Annotated in this window: 12 protein-coding genes; 6 read left to right on the top strand and 6 right to left on the bottom strand. The window is 55.1% G+C overall.

Going from position 1 to position 14,553, the window contains the following annotated elements:
• Window positions 1–100 precede the first annotated feature (100 nt).
• Window positions 101–697, top strand: coding sequence for a hypothetical protein (locus AUP42_RS05455; protein ID WP_062949700.1), 597 nt, complete (start codon window positions 101–103; stop codon window positions 695–697).
• A 61-nt stretch (window positions 698–758) separates the two neighbouring features.
• On the opposite strand, the gene AUP42_RS05450 is transcribed toward AUP42_RS05455, so the two are convergent.
• From AUP42_RS05450 to acs, 3 genes are all read right to left on the bottom strand, one after another.
• Window positions 759–1,613 carry a universal stress protein gene (locus AUP42_RS05450; RefSeq protein ID WP_062949698.1) on the bottom strand — a complete coding sequence of 285 codons (855 nt, stop codon included), beginning with the start codon at window positions 1,611–1,613 and terminating at the stop codon, window positions 759–761.
• Window positions 1,614–1,625: 12 nt separating this feature from the next.
• Window positions 1,626–3,116, bottom strand: coding sequence for a SulP family inorganic anion transporter (locus AUP42_RS05445; RefSeq protein ID WP_062949696.1), 1,491 nt, complete (start codon window positions 3,114–3,116; stop codon window positions 1,626–1,628).
• A 256-nt stretch (window positions 3,117–3,372) separates the two neighbouring features.
• Entirely contained in the window at window positions 3,373–5,319 is a 1,947-nt protein-coding gene (gene acs, locus AUP42_RS05440) for an acetate--CoA ligase (protein ID WP_062949694.1), read from the bottom strand.
• Window positions 5,320–5,865: 546 nt separating this feature from the next.
• Between acs and rmuC the strand changes: the two genes are divergently transcribed.
• From rmuC to AUP42_RS05420, 4 genes are all read left to right on the top strand, one after another.
• Window positions 5,866–7,326 carry a DNA recombination protein RmuC gene (gene rmuC, locus AUP42_RS05435; protein WP_062949692.1) on the top strand — a complete coding sequence of 487 codons (1,461 nt, stop codon included), beginning with the start codon at window positions 5,866–5,868 and terminating at the stop codon, window positions 7,324–7,326.
• Window positions 7,327–7,444: 118 nt separating this feature from the next.
• A complete protein-coding gene (def, locus tag AUP42_RS05430) occupies window positions 7,445–7,963 on the top strand; it encodes a peptide deformylase (protein ID WP_037989353.1) in 519 nt (172 codons plus the stop codon).
• Window positions 7,964–8,124: 161 nt separating this feature from the next.
• Window positions 8,125–9,054, top strand: a complete 930-nt coding sequence (gene fmt, locus AUP42_RS05425) for a methionyl-tRNA formyltransferase (RefSeq protein WP_062949690.1) — start codon at window positions 8,125–8,127, stop codon at window positions 9,052–9,054.
• Between the two features lie 4 nt (window positions 9,055–9,058).
• Window positions 9,059–9,574 (top strand): GNAT family N-acetyltransferase, encoded by a 516-nt coding sequence (locus AUP42_RS05420; protein WP_062949688.1) that lies wholly within the window; start codon window positions 9,059–9,061, stop codon window positions 9,572–9,574.
• 12 nt (window positions 9,575–9,586) lie between these two features.
• Here the strand turns inward: AUP42_RS05420 and AUP42_RS05415 are convergent, their stop codons facing one another.
• The gene (locus tag AUP42_RS05415; protein ID WP_062949686.1) at window positions 9,587–10,576 is read right to left on the bottom strand and encodes a LysR family transcriptional regulator; all 990 of its coding nucleotides are present in this window, start codon (window positions 10,574–10,576) and stop codon (window positions 9,587–9,589) included.
• Between the two features lie 142 nt (window positions 10,577–10,718).
• Here AUP42_RS05415 and AUP42_RS05410 point away from each other — a divergent pair, with 142 nt between their 5' ends.
• The gene (locus AUP42_RS05410) at window positions 10,719–10,901 is read left to right on the top strand and encodes a hypothetical protein (RefSeq protein ID WP_007088277.1); all 183 of its coding nucleotides are present in this window, start codon (window positions 10,719–10,721) and stop codon (window positions 10,899–10,901) included.
• 188 nt (window positions 10,902–11,089) lie between these two features.
• Here the strand turns inward: AUP42_RS05410 and AUP42_RS05405 are convergent, their stop codons facing one another.
• Window positions 11,090–12,364 (bottom strand): MFS transporter, encoded by a 1,275-nt coding sequence (locus tag AUP42_RS05405; RefSeq protein WP_062949684.1) that lies wholly within the window; start codon window positions 12,362–12,364, stop codon window positions 11,090–11,092.
• A 173-nt stretch (window positions 12,365–12,537) separates the two neighbouring features.
• A complete protein-coding gene (locus AUP42_RS05400; RefSeq protein ID WP_062949682.1) occupies window positions 12,538–14,553 on the bottom strand; it encodes a TRAP transporter permease in 2,016 nt (671 codons plus the stop codon).

Below are 14,553 nucleotides of genomic sequence, written 5' to 3'. Positions count from 1 at the left end.
GGTTTTTGATTGTCACAGCCTTGCCTTAATCATCAAGCAACGTCACCATGCCCACACAAAGGTATGGTGGCGTTTTTATTTGAGGCAGGAGAAAGACTTGATGAAGGCATTGTCCATCAATGGAATGCGCGTGGCCCTGGCGGGTGCAGTTGTTGCCCTTCTGGCGGCCTGTACTAGCGCACCGGTGCAGACCTATCCCGATGTGACCTGGCGCCATCTCGACCCGATTGTATTTGCAGCCGGGCCGATTGAAAAAGTGGCGGCCTATCCGGCCGGGGGTGACAACAACCTTGAAGCCTATCTGCCGTTCAGCCTTGGCAAGATGGCGATGAACTGGCCCGATGACCGTATCCAGACGGCAGGCACCAGTGATATTCTGCGTTATAGCGTGACCGAGGCATCCATCACCTCAAACGCGCTTAAAACCACCAAGGGTTTTTCGGGCGTCTTTACCGATGATCAGTCCGAAAAGGTCGAAATGAAAGTTTCGGCCAAGCTTGAGGTTCTTGATCCGAATGGCACCCAGAAGGGCGAAGTTGCTGCAACCGCGGTTCGCACCCGGACCCTTGCGGAATCGATGTCCGTCGCCGAACGTGAAAAGGCGGTTTATGATGAAACCGCAACGCTCCTGATGGACCTTGATCGTGAACTCGAACGTCAGATCAATGCCAATTTCGGGCGTTTCCTGTTGCGCTAAGTTCCGGTATCCATATTGCTATACCAAAAGCCCGGCAGGGAAACTGCCGGGCTTTTGGTCTTTAGCGGAACATCATTACTGGCACCTGACAGGATCGGACCATTTCGGTCGTCGTGCTGCCAATGATCAGGTTGCGGATGCGCGAATGGCCATAGGCGCCCATGACCAGAAGATCGATATTGTCGCTTTCAATGCGGTTTTTAATCACGTCTTCGGGGTCACCGGCTTCGAAACCGGCCTCGACCTCGTAACCCGCCTTGCGCAGAAGGGCCGCCGCATTATCAAGCTTTTCCTGAAGGCTGTCAGTTGGTTTGCCAACGCATAGCAAAACGCATGGAAGCCCTGTAAAAAGCTTGCCGTTCGCAATGTGGCGTACGGCCTTCATCGCACTTTCGCCGCCGTCAAACGCAATCAGGAACTTGTTGATCGGTTTGAACGTGCGCGATGCGACCAGAACCGGTTTGGTCGCAGACCGGACAACCCGTTCAAGATTTGATCCCAGATGCAGTTTGGCAAAATCGGCGGCCTCGCCGCGCTTGCCAATGATGATCAGGTCGGCATCGCCTTCAAATTCGCCAATCGCATCAATCAGATCGCCATGGCGAAGCTTGGTCGAAACCGATGAAAGTCCGGCTTCTTCAAGGCCCGATTTGGCTTCTTCAAGTAGCAAACGACCGCGTTTTAGCTCCAGCTTGGCCTTCTGTTCATCAAGGTCGGCCAGTTCCTGCAAAAGGGCGCTACGTGCGCCAAGTTTGAGGTTACCACTAAGGTCGGCGGGTTCAGAACCTACCCCCCGACGGCCCAGGACATGCATCAGTTCAACCGATGCTGCCGTCCGTTCCGCCACCCAGCAGGTCAGGTCGCGTACACTTTGCGAATAGCCCGATCCATCGATCAGTGCGATCAGATGTGTCATTGAACGTTCCCCTTAGTGGCCCATCAGGCGTTCAAGTGCGCCGGGCTTGTCATGGATCGCCAGCTTATCAACAATTGTCTCGCTGGCTTCATTGAGACCGATCAACTCGACCTCGGCCCCTTCACGGCGGAATTTCAGCACGACCATGTCAAGAGCTGAAACGCTTGAGATGTCCCAGATATGGGCATGGCTGACATCAATCGTGACTTTATCAAGTGCCTCGCGGAAATCGAATGCCTTGGTGAAATCCTCGACCGAGGCAAAGAAAATCTGCCCGCGCACTTCATAGGTCCGCTGCGTGCCATCGGCTGAGAGCGTGCTGGTAACCCGGAAGATCTGCGCGATTTTCCATGCAAAGAATATCCCGGAAAGCAAAACACCGATCAGAACGCCAATTGCAAGGTTGTGCGTGCCGACCACGGTTACGACGGTTGCCAGCATCACGATGGATGAACTGCGCGGATGTTCGCGCAGGTTCTTGATCGAGGACCAGCTGAATGTCCCGATTGATACCATGATCATGATCGCGACAAGGGCGGCCATCGGAATGATCGCCACCAGATCGCCCAGAACCACAATCAGGATCAGAAGGAAAATACCGGCAAGGAAGGTCGAAAGGCGGCACCGCCCGCCCGATTTCACATTGATTACCGACTGGCCGATCATCGCACAACCGGCCATGCCACCGATGAAACCGGTAAAGAAGTTGGCAATCCCCTGACCATAGCATTCGCGAATGCGGTTGGACGGGGTATCAGTCAGCTCGTCGACGATCTGTGCCGTCATCAGGCTTTCCAGAAGCCCGACTGCCGCCACCGCCGCCGAATAGGGCAGGATGATCAGGAAGGTATCAAGGTTCAGCGGCACATCAGGCAGGTAAATCGCCGGGAAGGCATCGGGCAGCGCGCCCATATCGCCGACCGTGCGCAGATCACCATCGATAAACAGGGACAGGATCGTCAGAACGATAATGCAGATCAATGGCGAGGGGACAATTTTCGTGATCCGCGGGAACAGGTAAATAATCGCAAGGCCGCCCGCGACCATCACATATGTCATGTAACTGACACCGGTCAGTTCCGGCAATTGCGCCATGAAAATCAGAATGGCGAGCGCGTTGACAAAGCCCGTCATCACCGATTTCGAGACAAACCGCATCAGGTTTCCAAGCCGAAGCGCCCCGGCCAGCATCTGGATCACCCCGGCAAGCACGGTTGCCGCCAGCAGGTAATCAAGTCCGTGATCGCGCACAAGCGATCCCATCAGCACGGCGGTTGCCGCGGTGGCAGCCGAAATCATGCCCGGCCGTCCACCAAAGATCGCGGTAATCACTGCAATCGAGAAGGATGCATAAAGCCCGACCTTGGGATCGACCCCGGCGATGATGGAAAACGCAATGGCTTCGGGGATCAGTGCAAGTGCCACCACAAGGCCCGAAAGCACATCACCACGGATATTGCCAAGCCATTCGGCCCGCAAACGCGGAAGGAAATCGGTATTCACAGAACTTCTCCGTATCAAACAGCCCAGTCTGTCCCCGGGGCTGGAGTGTCATCTGGCGGCATGAAAGCCGTCCCTAACGGTCAGTATTGCAATGCAGAAGGCTGTACCTATACCAATTTAAAATATGGCACAACCGCAGGGGGCGTGATCTTTGCCGGGCATTTTGTGCAAAACCCAGTCTGGAATGGAAAAACCCGCCGGAATAGCGGCGGGTTTTGTCCTGAAGTTCTGATCTCTGCGATTTAGGCAGATCAGACTATTTCCGGTTCTGGCGGTTTTCGATCAGATCATCAACCACGCCCGGATCGGCAAGGGTCGATGTATCGCCAAGCTGGTCATATTCGTTGGCGGCAATCTTGCGCAGGATACGGCGCATGATTTTGCCCGAACGGGTTTTCGGAAGACCCGGTGACCACTGGATATAATCGGGGCTGGCAATCGGGCCGATTTCCTTGCGCACCCACTGAACCAGTTCCTTGCGCAGTTCGTCGGTCGGTTCTTCACCGGCATTCAGCGTGACATAAGCATAGATGCCCTGTCCCTTGATATCGTGCGGTACGCCGACCACGGCGGCCTCCGCCACCTTGGCATGTGCGACCAGTGCACTTTCAACCTCGGCAGTGCCCATGCGATGACCCGAAACGTTGATCACGTCATCAACGCGGCCGGTGATCCAGTAATAACCATCTTCGTCCCGTCGTGCACCGTCGCCGGTGGTATAGACATTGGCGAATGTGCTGAAATAGGTCTGGATGAACCGTTCATGATCGCCATAAACCGTGCGCATCTGACCCGGCCAGCTATCCTTGATCACAAGGTTGCCATCGGTTGCGCCGGTCAGTTCCTTGCCTTCATTATCCAGAAGGGCCGGTTCAACACCAAAGAACGGCAAGGTTGCCGAACCCGGTTTAAGGTCGGTCGCCCCCGGAAGCGGCGTAATCAGGATGCCGCCGGTTTCGGTCTGCCACCAGGTATCGACAATCGGGCAATTCCGCTTGCCGACATGCTCGTGATACCATTCCCAGGCTTCGGGGTTGATCGGTTCACCCACCGAGCCGAGGATGCGCAAGCTCGAAAGATCGGCCTTGTTCACAAAGCTTTCGCCTTCGCGCATCAGCGCACGGATCGCGGTCGGCGCGGTATAGAAGATATTGACCTTGTGCTTCTCGCACACCTGCCAGAAACGCGATGCATCCGGATAGCTTGGCACACCTTCAAACATCAGGGTCGTCGCCCCGTTGGCAAGCGGCCCGTAAACGATATAGCTGTGCCCGGTAACCCAGCCGACATCGGCCGTGCACCAGTAAATATCACCCTCGTGATAATCAAAGACATACTGATGGGTCATCGACGCATAAACAAGGTAACCGCCCGACGTGTGCAGAACGCCCTTCGGCTTGCCGGTCGAACCCGAGGTATAGAGAACGAAAAGGGGGTCTTCGGCATTGACCTCGGTCGGCGGGCAATCAGGTGATGCTGCCTCGCAAACTTCGTGATACCAGACGTCACGGGCATCATTCCATGCGATGTCCTTGCCGGTATGTTTGACGACAACAAGCTTTTCGACGGATTTGACACCCGGGTGGGAAAGGGCTTCGTCCGCATTGCGTTTCAGCGGCACACCGCGCCCACCACGAAGGCCTTCATCCGATGTAATAACAACCTTCGCACCGCAATCTTCCACGCGGCCCGCGAGGGCTTCGGGCGAAAAGCCACCAAACACGATGGAATGGATCGCACCGATGCGCGCGCAGGCCAGCATCGAAACCGCTGCGGCCGGTATCATCGGCAGGTAAATGACAACGCGGTCACCCTTGCCGACACCCATCGATTTCAGGGCATTGGCAAACCGGCAGACACGTTCATGCAAATCTTTGTAGGTGATATGTTCGGAAACGGACGGATCGTCGCCTTCGAAAATAATCGCGGTCTGGTCACCGCGCTTCGCCAGATGACGATCAAGGCAGTTGGCTGCAACGTTCAGCGTGCCGTCTTCATACCACTTGATATAAAGGTCCTTGGCATCAAAGCTGACATTCTTGACCTTGGTAAACGGCTTGATCCAGTCGATGCGCTTGCCGTGTTCGCCCCAGAAGCCTTCGGGATCTTCGACCGACTGCTTGTACATGGCGTCGTATTTTGCCTTGTCGATCAGCGCGCCCTTCGCGATGTCGTCGGAGACGGGATAAACGTTCGCAGACATATGTGGCCTCTTGTTCGTTTCCTGTTGTCTGTACGCTCGTACCGGTCACCTGCCCGCTGAAAGGTCTTTGGGCCGGTACGATATTCTTGTGCGTGCCAGATGCCGATTTTTGCAGTTGCAATAACAGTTATTACAACCGGTGCAGGATAACCGAACGGGCGATGCAAGATCAGCCGGACGGCATGGCGTAAATCGGTTCCTGTCGCTTGCGCCCTATGCTAGTGCGCTGATGGATTTCAGGGAATACAACTTAAGACGGGGGGCAAAATGCACCGCAATTACCGCGATACAATCCTGATTTCCCTGTCTTGCGAGCGGTTTGATTATGGGATCACAGCCAAACCGTTCCGGTCGTCCTGTCTGGATGCCGACAAAAGTGCACACCCTGAAATAGGTGATTGAAACATAGTGATATTATTGTGATTCCGCCAGTCACGATCTGGCGATTTGCCACGTTTCACACCGATACATCAATGCGGTTGCGTTCTGGATTTAATGGAACAAAACAGATACAAAGAAATCAGGTTATAACCAAACGGTGGGAATATGGATCCGATCTCTCTTGCAGCGGGCGCAATTGCGGCATTTGTCGTTGCACTGGTTTTCAGTGTGCTGATGGTCAAACGCACCAAAGAAGCCGCGATGGCCGAGGCAGAGTCGCGAACCGCCCTGCTGGCGGCGCAACTTGATCAGGCTGATGAAGCCCGTCGCGAACTGGTATCTGAACTGGCAATGACGCGTAACCGGCTTTCTGAAGAAGCCGAAAAACGCGCCATCGCCGAAACCAGACTGGAAAAAGAACGCGAAGCCACCACTGAAAAGCTCGCGATGCTTGATGATGCGCGCACCAAACTGCTTGATAGCTTCAAGGCGCTGTCGTCTGACGCGCTTAAAGTCAACAATGACGAGTTCATGAAGCTGGCGCGTGAGAATTTCTCGCGGATGCAGGAAGGGGCCAAAGGCGATCTGGAAAAACGCCAGCAGGCAATTGACGGGCTTGTCAAACCGATCCAGGAACGATTGCAGGCTTTCGATACCAAGGTCAACGAACTGGAAAACTCGCGCAAGGAAGCTTACGGCGAATTGCGCAATCAGGTCGGCCAGCTGGTTGAATCGCAAACCCGCCTGTCCAAGGAAACCCAGACGCTTAGCTCCGCCCTGCGGTCTAGTTCGTCGGTATCAGGTAAATGGGGTGAATTGCAGTTGCGCCGGATCGTTGAACTGGCCGGGATGCTCAAACATTGCGATTTCGAAGAGCAGGTGCATTTCAATACCGACGAAGGCGCGCAGAAGCCCGACATGGTCATTCATCTGCCGGGCGGCAAAAACATCGTCGTCGATGCCAAGGCCCCGACATCGGCCTATCTTGAGGCGATCGAGGAAAAGCACGACGATATCCGCCGCGAGGCCCTGATGGGCACTTATGTCACCAATGTGCGCAAGGTGATTTCGGACCTTTCGAAGAAATCCTATTGGAAATCAGTCGATTCTCCGGAATTTGTTGTTCTGTTCCTGCCCGGTGAAAGCTTCTTCTCGGCAGCACTCGAACGCGATCCCCGTCTGATCGAAGACAGCTTCCGCGATGGCGTCATTCTGGCAACGCCGACGACCCTGCTTGGGCTTCTGAAGGCCGTGGCTTATGGCTGGCGTCAGGAAGCTCTTGCCGAAAATGCCCGCGATATCAGCGAAATCGGTCAGCAGCTTTTTGATCGTCTGGGGACCCTTGCCAAGAACTTTGCCTCTATGGGCAAGTCGCTTGAAAGCACGGTCAAAAACTACAACAAGACTCTTGGCACGCTTGAAGGCACGGTACTGGTTTCGGCTCGGAAGCTTAAGGAAAAGCATATCGTTGCCGATGATCGCGCCATCGAAGAACCGCTTCATGCCGAAACCCATGTCCGTGAAATTACCAAGACCGAATTGCTTGGGGCGCCTTCCGATTTATTGACGGGCCAAACCCGTGATGATGACGACGAAACGGCCCATACCGGTACCGATCATGGGTGAGTTGCGCGTTAATACAGGGCTGTTTGCTTGACTAACGTGCGACGAAACCTTATCTCGAAGCGCTGATTTCGCTATAATGCGATGAACGCATAGATTTCCAAATCCGGACAAAAGACACATGGCCCTGCGCGACATTCTCATTGTTCCCGATCCCCGCCTCAAGCAGGAATGCGAAGAGGTGGCCGAGGTGAATGACGAAATCCGTGAATTGCTCGATGACATGCTTGAAACCATGTATGCGGCACCGGGTATCGGACTTGCCGCGCCCCAGATCGGCGTGATGAAACGCGTGGTTGTCATGGACGTTTCCGATGACAAGGAAAAGCCCCAGCCGCTGAAACTCGTGAATCCGGAAATCATCTGGGAGTCCGAAGATACATCGGTTTATCAGGAAGGCTGCCTGTCGATCCCGGAACAATATGCCGATGTCGAACGCCCGGCCGAAGTCGGCCTGCGCTATCTGGATGAAAACGGTAAGGAACACGAAATCGAGGCCGACGGCCTTCTCGCAACCTGCATCCAGCATGAACTTGATCACCTTGATGGCATCCTGTTCACCGATTATCTGAGTGCGCTTAAGCGCAACATGATCCTGAAAAAAGTGCAGAAGCTGCAAAAGACGAAAAAATCTGCCTGATCAAAAACGCATCACAGAATTCAGGGGCCGGATTTTCCGGCCCTTTTGTTTTGGAAATCTGACAAAGCGGGCGCCTGCCATTTAAGGCTTGGCTTGTCATTTCGCCAAGATAACGCCAAATTGCCGCCAATCACCTGATTGATGACGATAGGACGTGACCAATGACCAAGCTGCGCATTGCCTTTATGGGAACCCCGGATTTCGCCCTTGTGGCGTTAAAGCAACTGGTCGCAGCCGGTCATGATGTTGTCTGCGTCTATTCCCAGCCGCCCCGTCCTGCCGGTCGCGGGCAAAAGGAAACGCCGACCCCGGTTCATGCATGGGCGCAAGAACAGGGTATCGAGGTCCGCACACCTGTTTCCCTGAAATCCGATGACGAGAAAAAGGCCTTTGCCGACCTTGATCTTGATGTTGCGGTGGTTGCGGCCTATGGCCTGATCCTGCCAAAGGCTATTCTCGATGCGCCGAAATATGGTTGTCTGAACATTCACGCATCTCTTTTGCCGCGCTGGCGCGGTGCGGCCCCGATCCAGCGGGCCATTCTGGCCGGTGATGACAAAACCGGTGTGACCATCATGCAGATGGATGTCGGACTTGATACAGGCGATATGTTGTTGGTTGGTGATATCCCGATCTCGTCCGAAACCTATGCCAATGCCCTGCATGACGATCTTGCCGATCTCGGCGGCAAACTGATTGTCGAGGCGCTTGAAAAGCTTCCGCTCGGCGGATTACGGGCAACCAAGCAGCCCGAAGACGGCGTGACCTATGCTGCCAAGCTTGAAAAGGCCGAGGCCAAGCTTGATTTCACCGATGATGCCGCCGCACTTGAACGCAAAATTCGTGCTTTCACACCATGGCCGGGTGCCTATTTCGAATTCGGCAAAGAACGTATCAAGGTGCAGGCTGCCGTCGTTACCGATCAATCCGGTCCGGCAGGCACCATCCTTGACGATCATCTTACGATTGCATGCGGTACCGGCGCCCTGCGCCCGACCCGCATTCAACGGCCGGGTAAGGCGGTTATGGATACCGATGCCGTTCTGCGGGGTTATGACAAGCTTGCCAAGGGCGTTGTCTTACAGGGTTAGGTCTATGGAAATGGTATTCGACATTCGCAAAGCCACCAATCGGGATGGTGATCAAATCGCAACCCTGATTGCCGAGGTCTTTGCTGATTATCCCGGTTGCATCTTTGATCGTGCGGGCGAGTTTCCCGAACTTGATGCCATCGCTGATGATTTTAGCGCTGATCACGGCTGCATCTGGGTGGTCGAAGGGCATGGACGTGTCCTGGGATGTCTTGGCATCAAATTCGATCCGGCACAAAAACAGGCCGAATTGCACAAGGTCTATCTGGATCGTGCCACCCGTGGGAAGGGCATTGCCCAGCGCATGTTGAAAACCGCCCTTGATTGGCTGGAGCAAACCCATCCCGATTGCACCGATCTTGTCCTTTGGACCGACACACGGTTCGAAGCCGGGCATCGCTTTTATGAAAAATGCGGGTTCGCCCGAACCGGCGAAACCCGCACTCTTGATGATCTTAGCGCTTCGTCTGAATATTGCTTCAAAGCCCGTCCGGGCGATATCCGGTTTCGAATTGGCTAACCTATCCTGCGTCTAGCCTTGCTGCTCGGTTACCGGGGCTGCAATGGCCTTGGTTTCGGCAACGGCTTCGGGTTTGCGGACCGAACGCGCATCGCGCAGGCCGAGCTCCCATGGCGGGATGGGGGTGAATTTTTCGGCCAGGAAGTCCACAAAGGCACGGACCTTTGGTGACAGGTGGCGTTTGTGTGGATACACCGCCGAAATCCATGCCAGATCGTGTACATATTCCGTCAGAACCGGCGTCAGGCGACCTGCCCGGATATCTTCATGCACGAGGTACTCTGCCAGTCTCGCCATGCCAAGGCCCGCGACCACCGCTTCGTGCAATGCGTCGCCGTCATTGGCGGAAAAGCTGCCCTGTGCGCGGAATGAAACATGGCCTTCGGGTGTGTCGAAATGCCAGTCGTTAAAGCTTTCGCGCGATGACAGATGCAGACAGTCGTGGTTTTCAAGTTCCTGCGGCTTGCGGGGGATACCGTTCTTTTCCAGATATTCCGGCGATGCGACGATCATGCGGCGGTTGACCGCATATTTGCGTGCGATCAGGGATGAATCTTCAAGCGCGGACAGGCGAATCGCCAGATCGTAACCATCGTTGACCAGATCGGTGAATTTATCATCCAGCGTCAATTCAATCCTTACATCGGGATAACGCGCCAGAAATTCCGGAATCAGCGGCACGACCTGATACTTGGTGAAGGCCACCGATGCGTTGATACGCAACGTTCCGCGCGGGGCCGCGTAAAGCTGGGTTACGACTTCTTCGGCTTCTTCGATCTCGTTTAGGATCGTGCGTGCGCGCTCGTAAAAGGCACGGCCTTCCTCGGTCAGGCTAAGCTGGCGGGTGGTGCGCATCAAAAGACGCGCGCCAAGCCTGTCTTCAAGGCGCGAAATGTATTTTGAAACCGCCGAAGGTGACAGACGCATGGTCCGTGCAGCAGCTGAAAAGCTGCCTTCTTCAACGGCATGGACAAAGATTTCCATTTCTGCGGCGCGATCCATCGGCATGTTTCCTATTTATGACGCATATTCACAAGTAATGTGCATATTGAGGTAATTCTCTTCTGCCGTAAAGGAAATTAGATTGGGTTCATCAAACGCGACACGTTGTCGCAATGAACCAAATTCTCAAAGGAGGTCTGCCATGACCACTTATGCTGACATCACCAAGCTGAACATCAAAACCAGCGAGATTGAAGCTGGCGTGCGCAAAGGCCAACAGCTTCGCGCTGAATATATCGGCAGCCTGTTCCGCAGCCTGTTCAAAGGCTCTGACAAGTCCGCCGACATCAAGCATCCGGCTGGCACCGTTGGCGGTGCTGCCTAATTGATGACCTCGTGGTCGAGCGACGTTTGATCTTCCTCCCCAAACGACGCTCCCGCGATGGACTACCGCGTTTTTTCTAGCGTCTTCCTCCCTAGACGACGCTGTTTTCCCGACTGGCCCGGGCTCTTTTGAGCTCCGGGCCATTTTTTTGTCCTATCGCGGATATTCGGCTTTGCAATCCCGCTGTCTCATTCGCCGGTTTGGCGTGCGACGCCTGGCGGGATATAAAATCCGGGCCGTTCCGACATCCAGGACAGCATTGACACAACCGCCATTGCGACGATGGTGATCCAAAGCGTCGTCGCGATATCGATATTGGCGGCAAACATCCAGCCATAGATCGCAGGTCCAATCGCAGATGCCAGAACCATGACCGCGGTCAATGTGCTGCGGACTGCGCCGATTTCACTAAGTGGCACCAGTTCCGGGATAATCGCGGTGCGCAATGTTGTGGCAAAGCCGGTGGTGACGCCCAGCATCCCCATATAAACCGGGATCATGACCGGTGTTTCAGTGATCGCCAGTAGCGACACCGCCCCGATGGCCGGGATCAGGTGATAGGGGAACAGCTTTCGTGCAGTATGGCTGTCAATCAGCGGACCGCTACCAAACGCCCCGATCACGGATGTAATGGCAAAAACCGTAAAACCGGCGGCAAACCAGGCAAGGTCGATATCTTTGCTGGCTGAAATCGATCCCTGATGGAAAAACAGGGCGGTCATCACCAGCGGCGGGGCGGCCAGCATCGGCATGCAGAACCAGATATAGCGTGACCGGAACAGGCGTGGATGACTGCTTGCGGGGGATGCGTCCTGATCGGCGCTGTGATCAGTACTGGCGGCTTTGCCATCTTTTTCTGTTTTGCCCGGTGCCTCGCGGAATTTTGCATTATCACGGATCAGCAGGATCGCAATCGGCATCAGGATCACCACGATAAAAATACCGGCCCCTGCATAGGTCGCCCGCCAGCCAAATCCGGCGATAAGTGCCAGCAGCGTTACGGGCATGATTGCCTCTGCCAACGGAAAGCCGAAGCTTGCAATGGCGAGGGCACGTCCGCGGCTGCGATCAAAATAGCGCGCAATGCCAGTCATGCTGACATGGCTCATTAATCCCTGCCCGGCCAGACGCAGAATGAACAAGGCCACGATCAGCATCCAGACCGATTGAGCCAAGGCAATCACAAGGCAGCCCATGGTCAGCAACACCATGGTCGCCAGGCTATAGCGCAGCATATCAATGCGGTCGATCAATCGCCCGATGAAAGGCAGGCACAACGCACTTGCGATGGTGATCCCGGCATAAATATTGGCAAACTCGGTTTCATTGATCGAAAGGCTGGCGCCAATGAACGGAACGAAAAGGGCGACCAGAAAGGTCTGGCCGAATGACGAGCCAAAACTATGAAGCGCCCCGAATGCCAACGGGCGGGGTGCCTGACGCAAAAGACTGAGGAATTGCATGAGGTTCAATCAATAGTATGAGGAATTCTTCCGGCGATATTATCTAGGGCGGTGAAAAGCGTCTACTGCCCGAATGCATAGGTATTATCTAAGCAAATAATACGAAAAAACCCCCGCAAGAACATGCCTTGCGGGGGCTTTCGGATCAAAACTAAGTCGTTTCAGCGGGGAAATTAGGCAGCTATTTTGGCCGCCGGACCATCCGAATGACGGCTTTTCCACCAGTTCAGGCCCAGTATCGCCAGAATGACGACTGTCCCTGCGATCTCTGCCCGAAGGTCCGGATAGAAGATGCCAATGGTCGCCGGAACAATCAGAATGCGTGATACCAGATCGATCTTGGCAAACATGAACCCTTCGAGTGCTGCGGCAAAGGCAGCTAGCGACAGGATCGCGGTAAAGCCGGTCCACAGCACGAGCGGCAGCGGGCCACCAGTGATGATTTCCGGATTGAACACCATGAAGGCCGGGATCAGATACAGGCCCTTGGCAAATTTCCAGGCCTGCATACTGGTTTCCAATGGACTGGCCCCGGCTATCGCGGCCCCGGCAAAGCCGGCAAGGGCAATGGGTGGGGTCACGTTACTGTCCTGGGAATACCAGAACACCACCAGATGCGCGATCAGCAACGGAATGCCGAACTCGTTGGACAGGGCCGGGCCGACCAGAACGATCAGAACGATATAGGATGCCGTCACCGGCAGGCCCATACCAAGGATCAGACTGGCGAGCAGCACCAGAACCAGTGCGAGGACGATATTGCCACCCGAAAACGCGATCATCATCGACGAGAATTTCAGGCCAAGACCGGTCAAGCCAACAACGCCAACGATAATCCCGGCAACGGCACAGGCCATACTGACGGCAACCGCGTTCTTTGCGCCGAGTTCAAGGGCAGCGATTGTAATCCTGACGCCATTGGCAAGTGCAGCCTTGAGGCGGTCATGGCTGGCCTTTTCACCGTTCTGCGGCGCGACATAGAAGAACCAGATCGCGTAGCGTAGGGCGGCAACCGCAAGGACCGAAATAATCGCCCAGAAACCGACGCGCATCGGAGAAATGTTCAGCACCAGAAGGTAAATCAGAACGCCAAGCGGCAGGATGAATTGCCAGCCTTCTTTAAGTACCTGCTTCCAGTCCGGCAATTCTGAGACCGGCATGCCACGCATACCGTTCTTCAGCGCGACAATATGCACAAACAGATAAACCGTGCCGAGATACAGGATCGCCGGGAAGATCGAAATCATGACGATTTCGAGATACGGCACCTGGGTATATTCGGAAATCAGGAAGGCGCCCGCCCCCATGAGTGGCGGGGTGATTTGCCCGCCGGTCGATGCGGCTGCTTCGATCCCACCGGCCTGGGCGGGGCGATAGCCAAGGCGCTTCATCAGCGGAATGGTAAAGGCGCCTGTCGTAACAACGTTGGCAATGGCCGAACCGCTGATCGAACCCATTCCGGCCGAGGCCAGAACAGCGGCCTTTGCCGGACCACCAGCCTTTCTGCCGGTCGCGGCATAGGCCATGTCGATAAAGAATTTACCAGCACCGGTCACTTCAAGGAACGCACCAAACAGCACGAACATGAAGATATAGGTTGCTGCAACCCCCATCGGCAGGCCGTAAATACCCTCCTGTCCAAGGTAAAGCTGACCGACAAGGCGGTCTATATCAGCGCCCCGGTGGCTAAGAATACCGGGCAGCCATTCGCCAAGCCATGGCAGCGAACCGCGTGGACCCGAGAGCGCATAAATGATGGCGACGATGCCAATTACGGTCATGCCAAGGCCAACAGCACGGCGGCTGGCTTCGAGGACGGTAACGGTTGCGATGATGCCGACGATCAGATCGGTACTGGTCCAGAAACCGGCACGGTTGAAAATCTCGTCCAGATAGAAGGACAGATAGAAACCGGTAACGAACGCACCGGCCAGAAATGCCAGATCGATGACCCAACCAAGGACGCCCCGTTTACGGTTCGATCCGAATGCCGGAAACATCAGAAAAGCCAGAAACATCACAAAGGCCAGATGGATCGAGCGCTGATAAAACAGGCCAAGCGGTTCGATACCCGCGCCATACATCTGGAACAGTGAAAGCGCAACTGCGACCACGGTGATCAGCCCCAGAACAATTTTGGGCTGGGCAACTGTGTCCTGCATGGACGGAAGAGGTGCCGGTTCAGTCAT

The organism is Thalassospira lucentensis (assembly GCF_001613805.1).
GTDB classification, from domain to species: domain Bacteria; phylum Pseudomonadota; class Alphaproteobacteria; order Rhodospirillales; family Thalassospiraceae; genus Thalassospira; species Thalassospira lucentensis_A.
Note: the sequence above shows the minus strand (reverse complement) of the source record. Positions and strands in the feature narration are given on the sequence as shown.

Coding starts and splice junctions, on each gene's coding strand:
- AUP42_RS05455 (WP_062949700.1), top strand. CDS start 101: ATGAAGGCATTGTCCATCAATGGAATGCGCGTGGCCCTGGCGGGTGCA.
- AUP42_RS05405 (WP_062949684.1), bottom strand. CDS start 12,364: ATGCAATTCCTCAGTCTTTTGCGTCAGGCACCCCGCCCGTTGGCATTC.
- AUP42_RS05450 (WP_062949698.1), bottom strand. CDS start 1,613: ATGACACATCTGATCGCACTGATCGATGGATCGGGCTATTCGCAAAGT.
- AUP42_RS05410 (WP_007088277.1), top strand. CDS start 10,719: ATGACCACTTATGCTGACATCACCAAGCTGAACATCAAAACCAGCGAG.
- AUP42_RS05415 (WP_062949686.1), bottom strand. CDS start 10,576: ATGGATCGCGCCGCAGAAATGGAAATCTTTGTCCATGCCGTTGAAGAA.
- AUP42_RS05400 (WP_062949682.1), bottom strand. CDS start 14,553: ATGACTGAACCGGCACCTCTTCCGTCCATGCAGGACACAGTTGCCCAG.
- def (WP_037989353.1), top strand. CDS start 7,445: ATGGCCCTGCGCGACATTCTCATTGTTCCCGATCCCCGCCTCAAGCAG.
- acs (WP_062949694.1), bottom strand. CDS start 5,319: ATGTCTGCGAACGTTTATCCCGTCTCCGACGACATCGCGAAGGGCGCG.
- fmt (WP_062949690.1), top strand. CDS start 8,125: ATGACCAAGCTGCGCATTGCCTTTATGGGAACCCCGGATTTCGCCCTT.
- rmuC (WP_062949692.1), top strand. CDS start 5,866: ATGGATCCGATCTCTCTTGCAGCGGGCGCAATTGCGGCATTTGTCGTT.
- AUP42_RS05420 (WP_062949688.1), top strand. CDS start 9,059: ATGGAAATGGTATTCGACATTCGCAAAGCCACCAATCGGGATGGTGAT.